The following is a 20,241-nucleotide window of genomic DNA, read 5'->3' on the forward strand; positions in this document are numbered from 1 at the left end:
TTCGAGTACGCGGCCTGCTTCGTTGGGGATGGTGCCGGCTTGGTCGTCGAAGGGGAGTTGGGCGATGTTTTTGGAGAGGTATCCGACGGCGCGGTAGACCGCTTGGACGTCCCAGTCGTTGTATTTGCCGGTGCCGCGGACGTTGCCGGTGCCGTCGAGTTCGGTGCGTTCGGTGCGTAGGCCGATGACTTTGCCGTTGTCGCCGAGGATTTCGGTGGGGGATTCGAAGAAGTGCAGGAACAGTTTGTGGGGGCGGTTGCCGACGTCGCGGATGGCCCAGTCTTGGAGGGTGTTGGCGACCATGTCGACCTGTTTGGATCCGCGGCGTGCGGCTTCGGAGCCTTCGTCGTAGTCGATGTCTTCGGGGGCGACGATGACTTCGATGTTGGTGGAGTGGTCGAGTTCGCGGAGTTCGAGGGGGGTGAATTTGGCTTGTGCGGGTCCGCGGCGTCCGAAGACGTGGACTTCGATGGCTTTGTTGGTTTTGAGGCCGGCGTAGACGTTGGCGGGGATTTCGGTGGGGAGGAGTTCGTCGCCGGTTTTGGCGAGGACGCGGGCGACGTCGAGGGCGACGTTGCCGACGCCGAGTACGGCGACTTTTTCGGCCGTGAGGGGCCAGGTGCGGGGGACGTCGGGGTGGCCGTCGTACCAGGAGACGAAGTCGGCGGCGCCGTAGCTGCCGTCGAGGTCGATGCCGGGGATGTTGAGGTCGCGGTCGGCGTTGGCGCCGGTGGAGAAGATGACGGCGTCGTAGAAGCGGCGCATGTCGTCGAGGGTGATGTCGGTGCCGTAGTCGATGTTGCCGAGGAGGCGTACTTGTGGTTTGTCGAGGACTTTGTGTAGGGCGGTGATGATGCCTTTGATGCGGGGGTGGTCTGGTGCGACGCCGTAGCGGATGAGTCCGAAGGGGGCGGGCATGCGTTCGAACAGGTCGACGCTGACGCCGCGGCCGGCGATGTTGTAGTCGGACTTCATGAGTGCGTCGGCGGCGTAGATGCCTGCCGGTCCGGCGCCGACGATGGCGACGCGCAGTGGACGCAGGTCATGCTCTCCGGACGGTTCAGCTGTTGTTGCACTTACATTTTCACTGTTCATGGCAAGGCTCGGTACTTTCTGTCGGTGGCTGCGATCGTGCGGACTCTCAGCTGTGACGCGCCCGCTCCTCGTAGTCCCGCCGGGCAGCGCTGTCGACGTCTTCGAGGAAGACTCTGTCGGTGTGAAGGGCACGAGTGAGCGCTTCACCGACGCTTCGCGGGAGGAACTTCTGACTCGCGGCCAGAGCACCGACCAGCTTCGTCACCCTTACCTTCGGCTTGGGTTTTTCGATCAATGCCACGATGGCACGCGCGATGGTCTCGGGCTCGGCGTTCTTGAGCCCGGGGATTCCCTTGGTACCTGCCGTCAGCTCGGTGTTGACGAAAGAGGGGAGGACCATGGAAAACTCGATTCCGGTGCCGCGGTGTTCTACCCGCGCTGCGTCCGTGAATCCGACGACGGCATATTTGCTGGCGCAGTAGGTAGCCAGACCCGGTGTGTAAATCTCGCCTGCAAGTGAGGCAATGTTGATCACGTGGCCACGCCTGCGAGGCAACATTCGCTGAACAGCCAGCTTGGAACCGGTGATGACTCCGAGGATGTTGATGTCGAGGATGCGGCGGGTGACCGCATGGGGCTCGTCCGCGATCCGACCGGTGGGCATGATGCCGGCATTGTTGATGAGTACGTCGATAGGCCCGAGCGTGGTCTCCACGTGGTCGAGGAAGGCCTCGAACGACTCGGCGTCCGTCACATCGAGTGTGTGGTAGCTGAGAAGGTCTAGTTCGGTCGCCGACTCTTTCAGTTTGACTTCGTCGATATCTCCGATCGCAACCTTGGCACCCAGCTGAGTCAGGGCCGTTGCAGTAGCGAATCCGATTCCACGGGCACCGCCGGTGATCGCGATGACGCGACCGCGCAGAGAATTTGTCATGTTCCGTCCTTCTGTGGTCGTTACAGGGAGTTCGAGCGGCTTGTCACGGACAAGCGACGGCGCGGGTCACGCGCGACGAGGGCTCTCAGGACGCGGCCGACGAGTCGACCGCGGATCGGCGAGTACGGGTACCACAGCAACTCGCGCTTCAATTTGGGTCCGCGCGGAACTGTGATCGCTTGCTGCCGAGTGTATTTCCGAATTCCATACTCTCCACCGAATCGTGCGCCGAGACCGGATTGCTTCCAGCCTCCATGCGGTAGTCCCAGCGCGAACAGGTTGGAGAAGACGTCGTTGATGTTCACCGCGCCGGCTTCGAGTCGGCGGGCGATCTCCTCGCCGCGGGCTCGGTCCCCGCACCACACGGTTGCGGACAGTCCGTACTCGGAATCGTTGGCCAAGCGCACGGCTTCATCGGCATCGGCAACCTTCACGACCGGGATTGTCGGCCCGAAGGTCTCCTCCCTGATGCAGTCCATCGATTGATCGACGTCGACGAGGACTGTCGGCTCGAAGAACGTGCCGGTGCTGCCGGCCTTGCCGCCGGTCAGGGCAGTGGCGCCGCCCTTCACAGCGTCGGCTACGTGCCGCGCGACAAGGTCGCGCTGGGCCGGGGTCGCCAGGGCACCGATGTCGATTGCATACCCGTCGTCGTCGGCTCCTTGACGCAGCGAACCCACGAGCTTCGCCAGTCGTTCGACGAAGTCGTCGTAGACCGGCGCTTCGACGTAGACGCGTTCGATCGACACGCACACCTGTCCGGCGTTGAACAATCCACCCCAGGCGATTCCGGCTACTGCACGGTCCAGATCCGCATCCGCCAGCACGATGGCAGGATCCTTGCCACCGAGTTCGAGGCTGCAGGGCACCAGTCGCTCGGCAGCCCGTATCGCGATCGCTCGACCGGTTGCGGTGGAACCGGTGAACTGCACGAAGTCCACTGAATCGACGACCGATGCACCGGTGTCACCTCGGCCGGTGAGTACCGAAAAGACTGGGGGAGCGCCGATTTCCGACCACCCCCTTGCCAGTTCTACCGCTGCCAGCGGTGTGACCTCGGATGGCTTGAGGAGCACAGCTGCACCAGCGAGCAGAGCCGGAATGATGTCCATCGCAGGCATCGCGAGCGGGAAGTTCCACGGCGTGATCACACCCACCACTTGATACGGGCGGAAGGTCTTGATCAGTCGTTTGCTCATCGACAGAGGGCCATGCGGCCGCACTCGCTCGTCGGCGAGAAACTTGCCGGCGTTGTCCGCGAAATAGTTGATCAGATCGCACGCAAGCGCAGGTTCGATGGCTGCTTCGGCGCGTGGCTTGCCGGTCTCGGACTGGAGCACGTCGATGATGCGATGCTCATTGTCGAGGAGCCAGTCCCGCAGCTTCCGGAGCCATGTGGCTCTTCCTTCCGGCCCTAGCGCCTCCCACTCGGTTTGGTGAGTGCGCAATCTTCTGACCGTGTCGGTTACCGCCGCGGCACCCTCGTCCGGGACGGATGCGACGAACCGGCCGTCTGCGGGGCAGTGCACGTCGATGCTCGGGTGGTCGGTGTGCACTGTGGTCTCCGATGTCATGCGAGCCCCGCCTTCTGTGATGTACGACATTAACTATTACGATTGCACAGTTGTCACACCGATTCTTGGCCAATTTGGCTAAATGGACCGTTGCGATTTGTGTTCGAAGTCCAAAATGGAAGGGGTGTTGGCGTGTCCGCTGACGACATTGTCTTTGCTTGGCTCCGGGACTTCGCGGCGGAGGCCCTGATGCCGGAAACGCTGGACAGCCTCGTCGTGCGCTTCGCCGCCGCGATCGAGGCCGAGGTCCCCGAGGTGTCCGCGGACCGAGAGCTTCGAAGAGATTTGGGCGTCAGTACTCGTGAGCAGGGACGCGCCTTGCTGGTGTGGCTCACCGGTGATTCCTTGGAGGTAGCACCCCCGCCGGCGGCGCATGATCTTGCGCGCACAATCGCCCGCCGCGGTATGCATCTGAGGGTGCTGATGCAGATTTACCGCGTCGGGCAGAAGGCGCTGCTGAAATTCGCAGCGGAGACCGCGAATGAGCGCATCGCCGACCCGGTGCTGGAACCGAAGGTTCTGATTCGATTGCTGGAGAGGGCGAGTCATTGGCTCAACGTCTCACTCGAGGTGCTCGCCGACACCTACGGGCAAGAGCGGGAACGGGGATTGAGTGGCGCGTTCGCGCGGCGGGCGGAAACCGTTCAGGCGATCATGCGGGGTGAGATTGCGGACGTCGGGACGGCGTCGAATCGGTTGGACTACCCTTTGCTTCGGTATAACACTGCCCTTGTGCTGTGGTTCGAAGACTCGCAGCCCGAGCCTGCTGAAGACGGTATCGGGATCTTGGATTCCGCTGCCCGTTCGCTCGCCGCAACAATCGGGGCTCGGCAACTGCTGACAGTGCCATCCGGATCGCGGGGTCTCTGGGCATGGATGTCTGCGGATTGCGAACCAGATCTCACGGCGCTGGCTATCGGCGGCGACGTTCCGACCGGTATTCGGGTAGCAATCGGTAATCCAGTCGTCGGAATGCATGGATTTCGTCAGAGTCACACGGAAGCTATTGCCGCCCAGCATATCTCGGAGTCTCGACCGGACTGTTCCCGGCTGCTGCGCTATGCCGACATCGAGATTCTTCACTTGCTCGAAGGTAACGCTGACGCGGCCAGGGCGCTGGTGTCCCGTGAGCTCCGCGGCCTCGACGGTAGCGATGCATCCTCGGCAATGCTCCGTCGTACGCTGCGCAGCTATTTGGCGGCGAATCGCAGTCCGGACGCGGCCGCGCGGGCGCTCGGCGTCCACAAGAACACCGTGCGCTACCGCATTCAACGCGCCGAGGAGTTGCTCGGACGTCCAATCGGACCGAACCGGCTGAAGTTGGAACTCGCGCTCGAGTACGCCGACGCCTACGGTCCGGTCGATACGAACGGACTCGTCGGAGCATAGGGGAGCAGATCTTGACAGATGTGACCTTCGTAACGCACAGTGTTCCTATCTGACAGGACGCGCTGTCAGATAGGAACGAAGTCGAGGTTTCGTGATGTCCAAAGTCCTGGCCGCCCCACCCGCTGGCTCGAACCTGCGCCCGATCTCGGGGCGATCCGGGATCCCCGGCGTCGGGCACTCGTTCGAATACATCCGCGACCCACTGGCACTGATGCAAAAACAATGGGACCAATACGGCGAGGTCTCGTGGTTCTCGATGGTCGGGAGGCGTTGGGTTGCGGTGCTGGGGCCGGACGCGTGCCAGGAAGTGCTGCAGAACAAGGATCGGGCATTCGCCAATGGCGACGGTTGGTCGGTGCTGATCGGCCCCTTCTTTCACGGTGGCCTGATGCTGCTCGATTCCAAGGAACATCTGCGGCATCGACGCATCATGCAGCAGGCTTTCACCCGATCGCGGCTCGAAAAAACTGTCGACGTGCTCAATCCGGCGCTGGACTCGGCGCTCGACGCGTGGGCTCCGGTAACCGGATTCCGCGCCTACACTGCCCTCAAAACCCTCACCCTCGATCTTGCCACCGAAATCTTCATGGGCGGCGCGGAAGACTCCACCGCCAGCGAAATCGCCTTGGTGAAAGAAGCTTTCGTCGATTGTGTGCAGGCGGCTACCTCGGTGGTCCGCTACCCGGTCCCGGGTACGAGGTGGAAGCGGGGGCTCGATGGTCGTCGGGTGCTCGAGGACTTCTTCCGGCACTACCTACCGGCACGTCGAGCCCACGAAACGGACGATCTGTTCTCCGTGCTCTGTCACATCGAGTCGGAGGACGGTCAACGCTTCAGCGACGACGAGGTCATCGATCACATGATCTTCCTTCTGATGGCCGCCCACGACACCTCCACGATCACCATTTCCACGATGATGCAGTACCTGGGTCAGCACCCACAGTGGCAGGAAAGATGCCGGACGGAGTCGCTCGCGTTGGGAACGTCGGCGCCCAGTTATGGCGATCTCGATGAACTGAGCAGCCTCGATCTGGTAATGAAGGAATGCCTCAGGCTTGTTTCGCCGGTGCCGGTGATGGCGCGCCGAGCAGTACTGGACACCGAAATTCAGGGGCATTTCGTCCCCGCCGGAAGCTACGCGGCGGTGGTCCCACACTTCACCCATCACATGTCGCAGTACTGGCCCGAACCCGAACGGTTCGATCCCGAGCGCTTCGCGGACGATAGACGTGAAGACAAGGTGCACCGTTACGCCTGGGAGCCGTTCGGCGGCGGTGTACACAAGTGCCTCGGCATGTCCTTCGCCGGTGCCGAGATCAAGACGATCATGCATCACTTGCTGCTCCGCTTCGATTGGCACGTCGACGCGGATTACGTTGCACCACTCGACTTCACCTCGTTGCCGTTCCCCTCGGACGGCCAACCGATCGATCTGCGTCGACGCGAGGTATGACAGTTCGCAGGCGATCGCGATGGCCGACGCTGACGGATGCGGTCATCGATCCGGATCGTCTGGGTCATCGACGGAGGCTCTGAAGAATTCTATCTTTGGTACGACAATTCAATGGGTGCACCGGAGTTCAGAAGAGGACACGGTGCATCGACGTAGTGGGAGATGGCATGGAACGTACTATTTTCGAACCCGAGCACGAGCTCTTTCGGGAATCCTTCAAGAAGTTCTTGGCGCAACACGTCGCGCCGTTTCACGAGAAGTGGGAAGAGCAGAATATTGTCGACCGCGACGTCTGGGTGGAAGCCGGCAAGCAAGGATTCCTCGGGATGGACGTTCCAGAGGAATTCGGTGGCGGTGGAGTCAAAGACTTCCGATACAACGTAGTCATCACGGAAGAAGCCACCAAGGGTGGTTACAGCGGTATCGGATTCATGCTCCACAACGATGTCGTCGCGCCTTACCTGATCGACCTCTGCAACGAAGAGCAGAAGCAGAGGTGGCTCCCGGGATTTGCGTCGGGAGAACTGATCTCTGCGATCGCCATGACGGAGCCCGGAACCGGTAGTGACCTGCAGGGGATCAAGACCCGCGCAGTTCGCGACGGCGATGACTGGATTCTCAACGGCTCCAAGACTTTCATCACCAACGGTATCAACGCAGATATCGTGATCGTCGTGGCGTGCACTGATCCTGAAAAGGGAGCACAGGGGTTCAGCCTTTTCGTTGTGGAACGAGGAATGCCGGGCTTCGAACGTGGCCGCAACCTCGACAAGATCGGGTTGAAGGCACAGGACACCGCAGAACTGAGCTTCACCGACGTCCGAATTCCCGCGGCCAACATGCTGGGCGACGAAGGAATGGGTTTTCTCTATCTGATGAAAAACCTTCCGCAGGAACGGCTGTCCATCGCCGTCGTGGCGGCTGCGGTCATGGAATCCGTCTTGGAGAGCACAATTCAGTATTGCCGCGACCGTAAGGCGTTCGGTAAGTCGATCAGCAAGTTCCAGAACACACGATTCGTGTTGGCGGAGGAGGCCACGATGGCCACAGCCGTCCGCATTCTCGTGGACAAGTTCATCGAACAGCTCAATGCCGAGAAGCTGACCGTCCAAGAGGCAGCTATGGCCAAGTGGTGGACAACCGAAGCGCAGGTCAAGCTGATCGATCGCTGTCTGCAACTCCACGGTGGCTACGGTTACATGAAAGAATACCCAGTGGCCAAGGCATTCATGGATTCTCGTGTTCAGACCATCTACGGCGGCACTACCGAGATAATGAAAGAGATCATCGGTCGATCCTTGAACCTTTGATCGCAACTGAGAAGCGATGACGACCCGGCATGGATTTCAGAGAACTTGGAGTTGTCATGGATGCTGTTTCCGACTTCCGCGCGGGTTACACGGCCGAGGGGCCGCTCCGAAATCCACAGGGCCCGTATGAAGTTTTCACGGTTGGCACCACTGACGGTGCGCAGATCCATGTCCGCGCATACGGGCCGAAGAACGCGCCTGCCGTGGTGTTCGTTCATGGATTCGCGTGCAGGCTCGAATACTGGAACCCGCAGATCAACAGCCTGAGTAGTCGCTACCGCGTCATTGCCTACGACCAGCGCGGGCTCGGACGTAGCACGATGGGAAGTGCCGGGGTACGGCCGGACGTGCTCGGTGATGATCTCGCGGCCGTCCTCGATGCGACGATCTCGCCGGGTAGGCCGGCGGTGGTCACCGGTCACAGTTTCGGCGGCATCACCATCATGGCGTGGGCACAAAGTCATCCGGAGCAGGTGCGCAGCCACGCTTCAGCTGTCTTGCTTGCCAATACGGTCGCAGATCGATTCAGAGCAAACACGGCCATCATGCCGTTCGCTGGACGGTACGGCTTCGTTCGAGGCCCAGTACTGGGTGCGATCATGCGCAGCCGGGCCTGGTTGCCCGAACATGCACCGATCACCCGCGCAGTGCGCAGTATCGCAATGTCACCGCAGGCCACCTTGAAACAAGCGGACTTCTTGCGCACCATGGTGACGGGAGTAGCGATCAAAACGCGGGTCCTGTGGGGTTCGGGATTGTTCGATCTCGATGTCCGCGGTGGTCTCGAGCATCTCACGGTCCCCTGCACTGTGCTTGTGGGTTCTATGGATCGCCTCACACCGCCTACGGTCGCCCGGCAGATCGCCGCGATCCTGCGCTCGCACGGCAGATTACCCAAATTCGTCGAAATGGTCGGGATCGGCCACTGCTCGAACATCCAGGCCTCTGCGGAATTCGACGCAGAAGTGATCGAATTGCTCGAGATGACCCGACCCCGCACCACTGCGAACGACTGATCAGTAACTCAGAGTCCGAGCATCTTGCAAATGATCTCGTTCATGATTTCGGTGGTTCCACCACCGATGCCCAGGACTCGGGCGTCGCGGTAGTGTCGTTCGACCTCTGACTCCCGCATACAACCGAGCCCTCCGAACAGTTGGACGGCTTCGTATACGGCGTGGTCGCAGACTTTGACCGCGTTGTTCTTGGCCATCGCTGTTTCGGCCAGCATGCCTCCGTTGTCGACCCACCGCACTGCTACCGACCGGCAGAACTCCTCGGCTGCAGTGATTTCGGTCGCCAACTCGGCGATACGATGTCGGACGACCTGGCGGGTGGACAACGGTCGTCCGAAGGTCTCGCGTGAGCGCACCCATTCCGTTGTCAGGTTCAGGCATCGACGGGCGGTTGCGACGGCCTGAAATGCCAACGACAGTCGCTCGCCTTGGAACTGCTGGGCGATTTGTCCGAAACCCGATCCCTCTTCGCCGATGAGGTTCTGGGCCGGGACGCGCACGTTGTCGTAGAACAGTTCTGCGGTGTCCGAACACAGCCACCCCATCTTCTCCAGCCGCCGAGACACGGTGAATCCCGTTGTGGTGGTCGGGACCACGATGAGGGAGATGCCGGCGTGTCCGCGATCTCCGGTCCGCACAGCGGTGGTGACGAAATCCGCACGCGTACCGGAGGTGATGTAGAGCTTGGCGCCGTTGATGACATAGGAGTCGCCATCGCGGGTGGCTGTGGTGGAGATGTTCGCGACGTCGGATCCGCCACCCGGTTCGGTGATTGCCAGCGCCCCGATCATCCGTCCTTCCAGAGCGGGCCTTGCGAACCGGTCGATGAGATCGTCGTTGCCCGAGGACACGATATGTGGGGTTGCGATCCCGTGACTGAACAGCGCCGATATCAGGCCCGAGGAGCCCCCGGACAGAATGATCTCCTCGAGGATTGCCAGCATATCGAGTGCATTGCCGCCCGATCCGCCGACACTTTCGGGAGTCGATGCCCCGAGGAGACCCAAGGTGGCCGCAGTGTGATGCAGCTCGCGGGGAACCTCGCCATTGCGCTCCCAAGTGGCGAGGTCGGGAAGGACGTGCTTGGTGGTGAACTGTCGGGTGAGATCGCGCAATGCCCTGCGGTCATCGGTGTCCCACGAATTCGGCAGTGCAGCAGTCATTTTCCACTCCAGATCGGGTCACGCTTCTCCAGGAAAGCCATGATGCCTTCCATCGTGTCCGCCGAAGCACTCAACTGTGCCAAGGCCTGTTCGGTGAGGGCCCAGCCCTCTGTCTCGCTGCGGACTGCCCCGTCGACGATTCCGCGGGCAACGGTCTTGCTGGCTTGGACCGCCAACGGCGCACCGCCGGCAATGGTCTCGGCGAGTGCAAGAGCGGTGGCCAGTACCTCGGCCTGCGGAACCACACGATTGACCAAGCCCCAACGCAGCGCATCCTCGGCGCTCAGTGCGTTCCCGGTGAGCAGCAGTTCCAGCGCGACTGCGCGTGGGATGGCGGTGACGAGTCGAAACACTCCACCTGCGCCGGCGATCAATCCGCGCTTGACCTCCGGTAGCCCGAAGGTCGACGTGTCCGCTGCCACAACGAGATCGCTTGCAAGCGCGAGCTCTGTACCACCGCCGAGTGCGCTGCCGTTGACTGCCGCGATGATCGGTTTCGTGATGTGGTGTTTGACGACTCCGGCGAAACCCCAGTGTGCGGTGTCGGGCGGTGTCACCCCATCCGGTCCGGAGGTGCCGAGGGCCTTGAGATCTGCGCCGGCGCAGAACGTTGCCTCTCCAGCCCCGGTCAGCACCACCACTCGGATCTCGTCGGTGGCTTGTGCCAGTTCCCACGCTTCACCGAGACCGCGGTGTACGTCGGCGTTGATGCTGTTGGCGGCTGCGGGTCGGTTGATGGTCACTAGCATTGTGTGCCCACGTGTTTCGGTGAGTACGACTTCGGTCATGGCTGTACCTCTTCTTTCAACGAGACCGCAACCCGGCCGTCGTGGTCGGTGATGGATATTCGCGCGCCGACGAGCGAGCGAGCGCCGCCTTGTGTGTAGCGAAGCAGTGTTGCGGCGTCGTTCGAGTCCGTGTGGCCTGCGACCCGTGATCCATCGTCGGTCACCGCGATGATCAAGGCAGACTTCGGGCTCTCATCTCGCTCGAAATCTATTGTTGCGGTGACGATATCGGCATCACCGATGTAGCCGTGCAGCATGGGCGGACCGGTTGCCGGTATCTCATGAATGTTCGGATCGCCGACGTACCCGTTGCGATGAGGAGTGCGTGCCAACAGCACGGTGTGCTGATGGGTGAGATAGCCACCGTTCGCATGGACCAGCGCAGGTGCGTCGACGTCGGAGCTGCGCAACAGTCGGGTGACCTCAGCGATGGCGTGGAGTGAGTAGCTGTTGAGCGGTCCACCGAAAAAGGAGTGACCGCCGAGGACGCTGGGCACGGTCGAGTGCGGGAGACCCAGAGCCTGGATCAGCAGCTTCGGCACGACGGGGAAGCAACTGTAGGCGTCGATGATTCGTAGATCGCCACCTGTCACCTCGGCTTGCTTCAAGGTGCGGTCCACGGCGGATGTCAGTGCTGCCGATCGGCCGAAGTCTTTGCGCGCAAGCACGTCCGCGGATTCGGTTGCGCCCGCGCCGCCCCACAGATAGACGATGCGATCCTCCGCGACACCGAGTTCGATGGCAGCGGCGAGTGAACATACGACGATTGCGGCAGCTTGATCGACGAACGGCATCGCATTCATCGTCAGTGGGTACGCGTCGCTGACCAACCGGTTCTTGGGTCCGCTGGTGGCGATGTCTTCCGATGTCCGCGCGGTAGGCATCCACGCGCACGGGTGTGCGGCAGCAAGTTCGGAGAACTGCGCATACATCCGCGCGGAGTATTCACGAGACTGCTGGGGGTTGTCACCGATGTCGTAGCTGAACCGGTTCTCGAACAGTGGGTACACGCGGGTCGGTGCGAGTATCCCGGCGCGTTGCATTTCGGGGCTGCCGAGGTCGTCCGAGGTGAAGGTGGGTGGCCCCCCGGGTGCCGCAAGCCAGCCCCGAGTGGTCGGATCGACGCCGAGTTTCATCAACGCGGTCACCGACGCTTGGGCTTCACCGCCCACCAAGAGCGCCACCGACGAGGACCGGTCGGCTATCTCGGAGGCGATGCGGTCGAGTAGAGCTGCAGGCCAGTGCCCGCCGATCGAACTGGTCCAGGTTCGTGGGCTGTCTGCGCCGATGCGCTTCGCGAGCAAGCCAGGTAGGTCGTCGTAGGACCAGCTCGCGGTCTTCACCGCGTAGATCGTGTCCACGCGGGAGCCGATGGTCTCGATTCCGGTGTCGGCAAGGGCTGCGATCGTGGCTTCGGAGATGAGGTCCAGGGGATCTCGCGGCGTAGCGGGTGCTCCGGCCCGTCCCGAGCGAATATCGGCAACGCCGATGATCACCGGCACTGTCGTGGGGTCTGTCATGCACCCCACGCTAATACAGACAATAATTGTCCGCAATGCTGGGTAGGTCGAGCGGGGGACCGCGGCTAGGTCAGCGAGCGCAGTACGGTGTCGACGATCAGTGTCGAATGTCGCAGAGAATCCGGCATTCCCGCATCCGCGCGCGCCTGCGCGAACAGTGCGCGTGTAAGTACTGCGCCGGTCACGAGTTCGAGCAGTAGCGTCGTCGAAGTCTCGCTCGGCAACTCCCCTCGCATCACTGCGCGCTGAACGATCTGCCTTGTGGTGACGAAGCGGCTCTGGTTGAGCGTGTCGGTGAGATGCGACAAAAGGTCGGGGTTGACCATCGCGTCGAGAGTCACCCGTAGCGATACCAGTCCGGACAGTTCGGCGTAGCCATGGGTGAGTTGCTCGGAAAGTTCGATGAGGTCATCGCGAACAGTGCCGGTATCGATCGGCGTCGACAGCGGCGATCGGGCCTCGAGTGCCTGCACCAACAGGTCTTCCTTGCTGTCCCAACGCCGATACAACGCCGCGCGACCAACCTTCGCCTTGCGCGCAACCGCGTCGAAAGTGAATCCGCGCCAACTGGTTTCCCAATACACTTCGAGCACCGCGTCGTAGACGCGAACTTCCATGTCCGCATCCCGAGGTCTACCGGGCCCGCGCTGACGCTCCTGAGGCATTCGCCAATTGTCGCACCTGCGAGATCGCACTCTCGCGACGAGGCATCGGCCTGGGAAGTCGACCCGCCTATTGCGGACAATGACTGTCTGAATTAGTGTCGGTCCGATTCCGTCCAGGTCCGAGGGGCAGGTGAATGTCGAAGAACAAGATGATCCGAACAGTGGCCGTGATGATGCTGTGGGGCGTCGCCACTGTGATGGTCACTCCCATTTCCGCCGCTGCACCCGCTGCCGAAGGTGGGGCCGACTTCTACACGCCACCGACCCCGCTGCCGCCGGGCGCTCCTGGAGACGTCATCAGAACCGAACCGTCGGTCGACGCAATCATCCCTGGCACCGGAGCTGTCGTCGATGCTCGCGTGACCCGGGTGATGTATCGCAGCGAGAACGTCGCTGACGAGCCGGTCGCCGTCACCGGTACTCTGCTCGTGCCCAACCTGCCTTGGGCAGGACAAGGACCTCGACCGTTGGTTGCGTTTGCCCCAGGAACGCAAGGGCTGGGTGATCAATGCGCACCCTCGAAGTTGATGACGTACGGGCAGGAGTACGAAAACCTTCAGGTCGGCCCATTGCTGGCGGCCGGTTACAGCGTCGCCATGACCGACTATGTCGGACTCGGCACTCCTGGAACCCACACCTACCTCAATCGTGTCGATGGTGGGCGGGCACTGCTCAACATGGCACGTGCTGCGCGGTCGATGAATTCGGAGGACGTCACGCCCGCGTCACCGCTGGCGTTGTGGGGATACTCTCAGGGCGGACAAGCAGCCGGAGCCGCAGCCGAGCTCGCGTCGACGTACGCGCCCGAGTTGGAGTTCGCCGGGGCGTTCGCGGGATCACCAGCCCCTGATCTCACCGATCTCGCCGACTACGGGGACCGGTCTATCCTCTCCGGCGGAATCGGCTGGGTAGTCAGCGGTCTCATCGCTGCGTACCCCGAACACGACACCGCGCTGCTCTCGATCTTCAACGATGCCGGACGCGAGATCCTGGCGCGTTCACAGAACTACTGCGTGTTCGACGCGGTCCGAATGAGCCCCTTCGGCACGACGACCGACTACACCAGAGACGGTCGATCGATCTCGGAATACATGAATACCGAACCGCTGTCGTCGTTGGTGGCCGCGCAGCGGCTCGGGACGCTGAAGCCGGCAATGCCCGTCTTCGTGGGGCAGAACTTGGGCGACGATATCGTCGCTGCGCGTGGCACCGAGAGGCTCGAACGAGAGTGGTGCGAGATGGGTGTCCCTGTCCAGTCGGCCAACCTCGCTGTGCCGCAAATACTTCCGAAGACCGGACTCGGCCACGTCATCGGCTTCGTCACAGCTGTCCCGGCGCTGCAATGGTTGAAGGACCGGTTCGACGGTGCCGTTGCGACGAGTAATTGCTGAGCGTCGATTCTTCATCGAACCTATGGAACGTTCAGTACTTGCCTGCCGGCAGTTGCCGGTAGACCTCGCTCCAGATCATTTCGTGCTCGGCTGCGGTGATCTGTTGTGTTGCAAAACGGTTGTCGGCGTCGACGAGGAGATTCGCGTGTCGGCCGATGTTCTCGCGGCGAGCGAGGGAGTCGCGGTCGGGTAGATCGGTCATCGTGATCGCTACCTCTATCCGAATGTGCGTTCGCGGGGTGCCTGCCATCACGAATGCGCAGTACCCGCTGAGCACGTAGACGGTCGTCGACGCGGCGACTGCCTGAATCGGAGCGAGCTGATTGCTCAGCACCACCTCGCTGACGATCCACAATATCGCGCCCCACAAGGGCCACCCTCGCCATAGGCGCAGACCTCTACGCTCGACAAGGTTGGTGCCCGGAGGAAAAACGACGAGCCGGTGGCGGGTCATGCCGTGGCGGGCGTGCCAGGTGTCTACTGAGCCCCAGGCCCTTTCGCCGTCGAGAAGGTGGCGCCAGAGGCGACGTGCAGCACTGGGTGTGGCCGACGGTGTCGCATCGGGGTGGCGGTGGGGGTGTCCCGCTGCCGACCCTCGCGTGACAGGTTCTTCATCCATTGGGTCAGGTCTACGACAACGGCGGGGCCGTTGGGCGGAAAGATACGAGACTTGTATGCCCATGCTGAAGATCTTGATGATCCCTTGACACGCAGTGCAGAGCTCTATCAGCCCCGGGAGGTAGCCGGACGGTCGTATGCTGCAGAGACAATTGACGACAGTTGACCTTCGGAAACTAGTCGAAAGCAGGCAGCGTTATGGGAAGACTCCAGGGCAAGGCAGCGATAATTACCGGCGGGGCAAGCGGCATCGGTATGGCGGCCGCGCAAATGTTCGCAGCCGAGGGTGCGGCCGTCACAATCGCCGATTTGGACCAGCAGCAGGCCAGCGATGCTGCTGCCCGGATACAGGAAGCCGGCGGGCGCGCGATCGGAATCGCCGTCGACGTGATGGACGAGGAGTCCCTCGCTGACCTGGTAAATGCCTCGGTACAGGAATTCGGTCGCTTGGACGTCATGTGCAATCACGTGGGCGGTAGTAACCCGCGCAAGGATCTGGACGTGCTCCGGCTGGACTTGGAAGAGTTCGACCGCACGATGCAGTTGAACGTGCGTAGTGCGCTCCTCGGCTGCCGGCTTGCTCTGCCGCACCTGATCGATGCCGGCGGCGGCTCGATCATCAACACTGCCTCCGTCGGGGGCTTGGCTGGGGACTACGTGCAAGTGGCTTACGGCACCGCCAAGGCTGCGGTCATTCGCATGACCCAGTACGTCGCCACCGAGTACGGAGCGCAAAAAGTGCGTTGTAATGCGATCGCCCCCGGCGCGGTGATGACCCCAGCCTTGCAAAACAATCTTTCCGTTGAGGCCATCGACAAGATCCGGTCACACAACGCCCTGCCGTTCATCGGTGAACCCGAGGACATTGCCGCCGCCATGTTGTTCCTGGCCTCGGACGAGTCCCGCTACATCACCGGACAGACACTCGTCGTCGACGGTGGTATGACCAGCCATCACGCAATTGCCGAGGATCGCCGCATGCAACCTGACTGACCACTCGGACTGTGAATGCTGTTCATTCGCAGCGAGACTCATGCAGTTACCGATTGCTCAGATGTGAGAGAGTCACGATCGATACCAGCAACCACTTGGGCTCCCGCCCTTCTGAGCGGTTTTCGGATCGCTGTCATGCGATCAGAGCAGCTTCGTCGACGCGGTGAACCTCGATTGTGCAGTCCTTCACCGCGGCAGCGATGGCAGCAACTGCTACGAGAACCGGTGCGACGATGGCGACAGCGACGCCGGCCGTGACTGGAATCTCGATGATGCTCTGGTCCTGATTACTTTTCACCGCAATTTTTCGGACGTTGCCACCGTGAAGCAGTTTCTTCACCGCCGCAGTGATTTCAGCCCCCTGAACCTGCAAGGTGTCTGCCGGAGAGGGAGATTCGGCAACAGTCGTGTCGGCCTGATTCTTTTCGGTCATGATTGGTATATTTCCGTTCCGGGTGGGCGAGAGGTGGCCTTGTGTGGTCACCGGTATCAGTCTGCTGTTCGAGCCATCTGAAGTTCAGGGTCTTTGTGCCTCTGTCTTCTGCTGAAAGTGTGGCCGTTGGAGTGGTCGTCGAGATCAAAGCAGAATGGGGCCGGCGACATTGTCCAGATGCATGAGATGAGTGGCCTGGAGTCGATCGAGTAATCTGGATTCGATGACGAAGGGCCAGGAAAGCAAACGCGCCGTGCCTCGGGTATTCACTATCGGACACTCCACTCGCACTGCTGATGAAGTGTTCGAGATGCTGCGTGCGAACGAGGTGACCGAGCTGGTCGATGTGCGTTCGTTTCCAGGGTCGCGAAAGTATCCGCAGTGGAACCAGGACGCGATCGAGGATGCGCTGCCGGCCGAAATCGGGTACCGGTGGATCCGGGATATCGGCGGTCGTAGATATACACCGGTTGATGTGCCGAGCCCGAACGGAGGGTGGCGGGTCAAGGCATTCCGCGACTATGCGGACTACATGGAGACCGCGGAATTCCGTTCCGGGCTCGCTGAGCTGCTACGGGTCGCGCACGAGTCGATCCCGGCGATCATGTGCAGCGAGGCCGTGCCATGGCGTTGTCATCGACGGTTGATAACGGATGCGCTCATCGTTGCAGGGGCGGAGGTTTTCGACATTATGTCGATTTCATCGACCCGCCTCGCATCGATGACAGAGTTCGCGCACGTACAAGGCGAAACGATCACTTATCCAGAGTCAGCAGAGGCATGACCATCGACCTGGTGTCGGAAGTTCGAGCCGTGGTGGTGAGGATTCCGGCGGGTCACGTCGCCGCCTACGGTGAGATCGGTCGCGCACTGGGCATAGGTCCCCGGCAGGTGGGCCGGGCCGTCGGACTGCTCGACGACGGTGTGCCGTGGTGGCGGGTGGTTCACGCCGACGGTGCGCCTGCGACGTGCCATGGCGGAGCAGCGCGCGCATTGCTCGAAGCGGAAGGTGTTCCGTTCCGTGGCAACCGCGTGGATATGGCCAAGGTCGGAACGAAGTAGGCGGATCTTCCACCCCTTTTCAGGGGTGGGTGCTTATGACGCGGGTCACATAGGCTTTTTCTTCAGATTCACATCACACTTCCTGACGATACCTCTGGAGAATGAATGCCCTCAATTACACCGGATGATGCGGTCGACCGCAGGCCGACGACCCGTTCCGCCGCACCCACCACAAGTGTTCGGAAGGTGGCGATCGCCAGCGGCATAGGAACCACAATCGAGTTCTATGACTTCTTCATTTATGGAACTGCTGCCGCACTCGTATTTCCGACAGTCTTCTTCCCAGCATTGGGTGCCACTGCGGGGACCGTCGCATCCTTCGCCACCTTTGCGGTCGCTTTCATCGCGAGGCCTGTCGGAGCTGTGGTCTTCGGACACTTCGGCGACCGTATCGGCCGAAAGAAGACGCTGATCTCGACGCTGCTTCTGATGGGCATATCCACTTTTGTAATCGGGTTGCTACCCAGCGCTGACACCATCGGAATAGCGGCTCCGATAATTCTCGTTCTGTTGCGATTCGGGCAGGGATTCGCTGTAGGTGGAGAATGGGCGGGCGCAACTCTTCTCACTGCCGAATATGCACCACCGAAAAAGCGCGGCTTCTACGCCATGTTCCCGCAGCTGGGCCCGTCAGCGGCATTCATTCTTTCGAGCGCGACATTCCTCGTAACGGGGGCTGTATTCGGTGACACCAACGCAGTCTTCCTCGACTTCGGTTGGCGTATACCGTTCCTTCTCAGTGCAGTTCTCGTGCTGATCGGGTTGTACATGCGACTGGCCATCGAAGAAACACCCGTTTTCCGTGCGAACCAAGAAGCGGAAGTTCGAACTCCTGATCGTGCTACCACCCTTCCGATCTTCGAAGCCTGGCACGTACAGAAGAAGGAGATTCTGCTTGCCGCCGGAGCGCTGGCTTCACTGTTCTCGCTCTTCTACATGGGCACCGCATATCTGACCAGTTACGGCACAAAGACCCTCGGCTTCGATCGCCCCTTCGTGTTGTGGACAGGCTTGGTAGGCGCCGTGGTCTTCGGTATCGCGATCGCACTATCTGCAACGTATTCCGACCGAGTCGGACGCCGCAGAGTGATCATGACCTCTTGTGCAGCGGCAATTCCTTGGTCGCTCGTTCTATTTCCCTTGCTCGACACGGGGAGCCCGATTGCGTATGTCGTGGCCATGTGTGTGACGCTGACGATCTTCGGTATCGCCTATGGGCCAACCGGTGCCCTTCTTCCGGAACTGTTCCAGACTCGATTCCGCTACACAGGTGCCGGACTGGGATACAACCTCGCCGGTGTTCTCGGCGGCGCAATCCCGCCGTTGCTCGCCGCCCCTCTCGCGGCACAATTCGGAAGTATTGCTATCGGTGTCATGCTGGCGCTCTTGTCGGTACTCAGCCTCGCCTGCACGAAAGCGCTCTCCGATACGAAGGAAGTGAGCATGACCTGACCTGCAATAGGGCTAGGCAACGCTACCGTTCGACGCACCGGCCATCAGCCGTCCAGTCTTCTGTATGAAACAAACTCGAGCGGCCCCCTGAACTGCGAAATGCGCAGTTCAGGGGCTTCCTTTCGTGTATCGGCATATTCTGCTGCGCTGATAATTGTCCCTGGACGGTGGTGACTTCTGGCCCTGCACGCATGGTTGTCGAGGCAGCGAGGATCGATAGCGTGCATCGCTCGACCGTCGAGAACGGCATTGCTTTGTGATTTACGGAGGAACCCAGGATGAAGCTGCTGTCGTTACCGAGTTCGGTACGCCCCTCGTCGTCCAGGACATTCCTGTTCCCATCCCGGGACCCCAGCAGGTGCTCGTGAAGATTCAAACTTGCGGAGTGTGTCACACCGACATTCACGCTGCGAAAGGTGACTGGCCCGCCAAGCCAACCGTGCCTTTCGTCCCAGGGCACGAGGGTATCGGCCTCATCGAGGCCGTGGGATCACAAGTGTCCGAGGATCGAATCGGCGAGCGCGTCGCCATCGCGTGGCTGGGTTCGGCGTGCGGTGAGTGCGATTACTGCGTATCCGGGTGGGAGACCCTGTGTGAGAAACAGCAGAACAGCGGGTACTCGATCGATGGGGCGTACGCCGAATACGCAGTGGCAGATGCCCGTTACGTCACCCGAGTGCCAGATGGAATCTCCTCCTTCGACGCCGCTCCATTGACTTGCGCAGGGGTAACGACCTACAAAGCGGTCAAAGTCGGCGGGGTGTTGCCGGCTCAGCGTGTTGCGATCTTCGGCGTCGGCGGCCTGGGTCACATGGCTGTGCAATATGCCAAGATTGCCGGAGGATTCGTCACCGCAGTCGACATCGAAGACGAGAAGTTGGAACTTGCGACCGAACTCGGGGCAGACCACACCGTCAACTCGTCGTCGACGGACCCGGTCGAAGCGATCCGCGCACTCGGCGGTGCCGATGTCGCGATCGTATTGGCAGTGATTCCCGAGGTATTCGACCAAGCTTTCCGATCACTCCGTCGCGGTGGGCGGCTGGTGTGTGTGTCGATGCCTGCTCATGGAGTGTTCCCGGTGCCGATCTTCGAGACTGTGGTCGGTGGTATCTCGGTGCTCGGCTCGATCGTCGGCACCAGGAAAGATCTACGTGAAGTATTCGCCTTGCACGAAGCCGGCCGGACACAGGTCTCCGCAGTACCTCGCAAGCTCGACGAAGTCAACGAGTGTTTCGACGACCTGCTCGCCGGCCGTTTGACTGCGCGAGCGGTCTTCGAGTTCTGATGGTGGCCGACGCCATCTCGAGAAGTACGCGGACAATGACGAAGCGCTTCTCGCCTCGCAGAACATCGGCCGAGGTCATAACGACGGTGCAGACGCCGTAGGGTTCGGGAGGGCAAGCACGTGCAGAAACCGCGTGTGGCCACAACGAATCGAGCAG

Annotated in this window: 19 protein-coding genes; 10 read left to right on the forward strand and 9 right to left on the reverse strand. The window is 61.3% G+C overall.

All coding sequences use genetic code 11. The annotated features are described in order from the left end of the window. The 3 genes from BJD99_RS00875 to BJD99_RS00885 form a co-directional block, all read right to left on the reverse strand. Positions 1-1,095 (reverse strand): FAD-dependent oxidoreductase (locus BJD99_RS00875; RefSeq protein WP_084345045.1); only part of this gene is annotated, 1,095 nt, incomplete at its 3' end. Between the two features lie 46 nt (positions 1,096-1,141). Beyond that, positions 1,142-1,969, reverse strand: a complete 828-nt coding sequence (locus tag BJD99_RS00880; RefSeq protein ID WP_084344887.1) for an SDR family oxidoreductase — start codon at positions 1,967-1,969, stop codon at positions 1,142-1,144. Positions 1,970-1,989: 20 nt separating this feature from the next. Continuing rightward, on the reverse strand, positions 1,990-3,543 hold the full coding sequence (locus BJD99_RS00885; protein ID WP_084345046.1) for an aldehyde dehydrogenase family protein: 1,554 nt from the start codon (positions 3,541-3,543) through the stop codon (positions 1,990-1,992). 132 nt (positions 3,544-3,675) lie between these two features. Here BJD99_RS00885 and BJD99_RS00890 point away from each other — a divergent pair, with 132 nt between their 5' ends. The 4 genes from BJD99_RS00890 to BJD99_RS00905 all read left to right on the forward strand — a co-directional run bounded on the left by BJD99_RS00890 (position 3,676) and on the right by BJD99_RS00905 (position 8,711). Continuing rightward, positions 3,676-4,932, forward strand: coding sequence for a CdaR family transcriptional regulator (locus BJD99_RS00890; protein WP_084344889.1), 1,257 nt, complete (start codon positions 3,676-3,678; stop codon positions 4,930-4,932). Between the two features lie 94 nt (positions 4,933-5,026). Continuing rightward, the gene (locus BJD99_RS00895; RefSeq protein WP_084344891.1) at positions 5,027-6,385 is read left to right on the forward strand and encodes a cytochrome P450; all 1,359 of its coding nucleotides are present in this window, start codon (positions 5,027-5,029) and stop codon (positions 6,383-6,385) included. 167 nt (positions 6,386-6,552) lie between these two features. Then, a complete protein-coding gene (locus BJD99_RS00900; protein ID WP_084344893.1) occupies positions 6,553-7,695 on the forward strand; it encodes an acyl-CoA dehydrogenase family protein in 1,143 nt (380 codons plus the stop codon). Positions 7,696-7,751: 56 nt separating this feature from the next. Next, positions 7,752-8,711, forward strand: a complete 960-nt coding sequence (locus BJD99_RS00905; protein ID WP_084345047.1) for an alpha/beta fold hydrolase — start codon at positions 7,752-7,754, stop codon at positions 8,709-8,711. Between the two features lie 8 nt (positions 8,712-8,719). Here BJD99_RS00905 and BJD99_RS00910 read toward each other — a convergent pair whose 3' ends face one another. The 4 genes from BJD99_RS00910 to BJD99_RS00925 form a co-directional block, all read right to left on the reverse strand. Next, positions 8,720-9,874: an acyl-CoA dehydrogenase family protein gene (locus tag BJD99_RS00910; RefSeq protein ID WP_084344895.1), complete on the reverse strand. Its 1,155-nt coding sequence runs from the start codon at positions 9,872-9,874 to the stop codon at positions 8,720-8,722. After that, positions 9,871-10,662: an enoyl-CoA hydratase-related protein gene (locus BJD99_RS00915; protein WP_084344897.1), complete on the reverse strand. Its 792-nt coding sequence runs from the start codon at positions 10,660-10,662 to the stop codon at positions 9,871-9,873. Before BJD99_RS00915 ends, BJD99_RS00910 begins: the two co-directional genes overlap by 4 nt. Further along, a complete protein-coding gene (locus BJD99_RS00920; protein WP_084344899.1) occupies positions 10,659-12,182 on the reverse strand; it encodes an acetyl-CoA acetyltransferase in 1,524 nt (507 codons plus the stop codon). Before BJD99_RS00920 ends, BJD99_RS00915 begins: the two co-directional genes overlap by 4 nt. 65 nt (positions 12,183-12,247) lie before the next feature. Then, the gene (locus tag BJD99_RS00925) at positions 12,248-12,847 is read right to left on the reverse strand and encodes a TetR/AcrR family transcriptional regulator (RefSeq protein WP_084344902.1); all 600 of its coding nucleotides are present in this window, start codon (positions 12,845-12,847) and stop codon (positions 12,248-12,250) included. 134 nt (positions 12,848-12,981) lie between these two features. On the opposite strand from BJD99_RS00925, the gene BJD99_RS00930 reads away from it, so the two are divergent. Next, on the forward strand, positions 12,982-14,238 hold the full coding sequence (locus BJD99_RS00930) for a lipase family protein (protein ID WP_143541984.1): 1,257 nt from the start codon (positions 12,982-12,984) through the stop codon (positions 14,236-14,238). Between the two features lie 31 nt (positions 14,239-14,269). Here the strand turns inward: BJD99_RS00930 and BJD99_RS20595 are convergent, their stop codons facing one another. Further along, the gene (locus tag BJD99_RS20595) at positions 14,270-14,857 is read right to left on the reverse strand and encodes a DUF6611 family protein (protein ID WP_143541985.1); all 588 of its coding nucleotides are present in this window, start codon (positions 14,855-14,857) and stop codon (positions 14,270-14,272) included. Between the two features lie 197 nt (positions 14,858-15,054). On the opposite strand from BJD99_RS20595, the gene BJD99_RS00940 reads away from it, so the two are divergent. Further along, positions 15,055-15,849: an SDR family NAD(P)-dependent oxidoreductase gene (locus BJD99_RS00940; protein ID WP_084344906.1), complete on the forward strand. Its 795-nt coding sequence runs from the start codon at positions 15,055-15,057 to the stop codon at positions 15,847-15,849. A 133-nt stretch (positions 15,850-15,982) separates the two neighbouring features. Here BJD99_RS00940 and BJD99_RS00945 read toward each other — a convergent pair whose 3' ends face one another. Beyond that, positions 15,983-16,282 carry a DUF4342 domain-containing protein gene (locus tag BJD99_RS00945; RefSeq protein ID WP_143541986.1) on the reverse strand — a complete coding sequence of 100 codons (300 nt, stop codon included), beginning with the start codon at positions 16,280-16,282 and terminating at the stop codon, positions 15,983-15,985. A gap of 223 nt (positions 16,283-16,505) precedes the next feature. On the opposite strand from BJD99_RS00945, the gene BJD99_RS00950 reads away from it, so the two are divergent. The 4 genes from BJD99_RS00950 (at position 16,506) to BJD99_RS00965 (ending at position 20,084) form a co-directional block, all read left to right on the forward strand. After that, positions 16,506-17,066, forward strand: coding sequence for a DUF488 family protein (locus tag BJD99_RS00950; protein WP_136170382.1), 561 nt, complete (start codon positions 16,506-16,508; stop codon positions 17,064-17,066). Then, positions 17,063-17,344, forward strand: a complete 282-nt coding sequence (locus BJD99_RS00955) for an MGMT family protein (RefSeq protein WP_084344910.1) — start codon at positions 17,063-17,065, stop codon at positions 17,342-17,344. The genes BJD99_RS00950 and BJD99_RS00955 overlap by 4 nt, the downstream gene beginning before the upstream one ends. A gap of 105 nt (positions 17,345-17,449) precedes the next feature. Continuing rightward, entirely contained in the window at positions 17,450-18,796 is a 1,347-nt protein-coding gene (locus BJD99_RS00960) for an MFS transporter (protein WP_084344912.1), read from the forward strand. A 256-nt stretch (positions 18,797-19,052) separates the two neighbouring features. Continuing rightward, a complete protein-coding gene (locus BJD99_RS00965; protein WP_256895265.1) occupies positions 19,053-20,084 on the forward strand; it encodes a zinc-dependent alcohol dehydrogenase in 1,032 nt (343 codons plus the stop codon). The last annotated feature ends 157 nt before the right edge of the window (positions 20,085-20,241 follow it).

Origin of the sequence: Rhodococcus sp. 1163 (assembly GCF_002091985.1) — a bacterium.
Classification (GTDB): domain Bacteria; phylum Actinomycetota; class Actinomycetes; order Mycobacteriales; family Mycobacteriaceae; genus Rhodococcoides.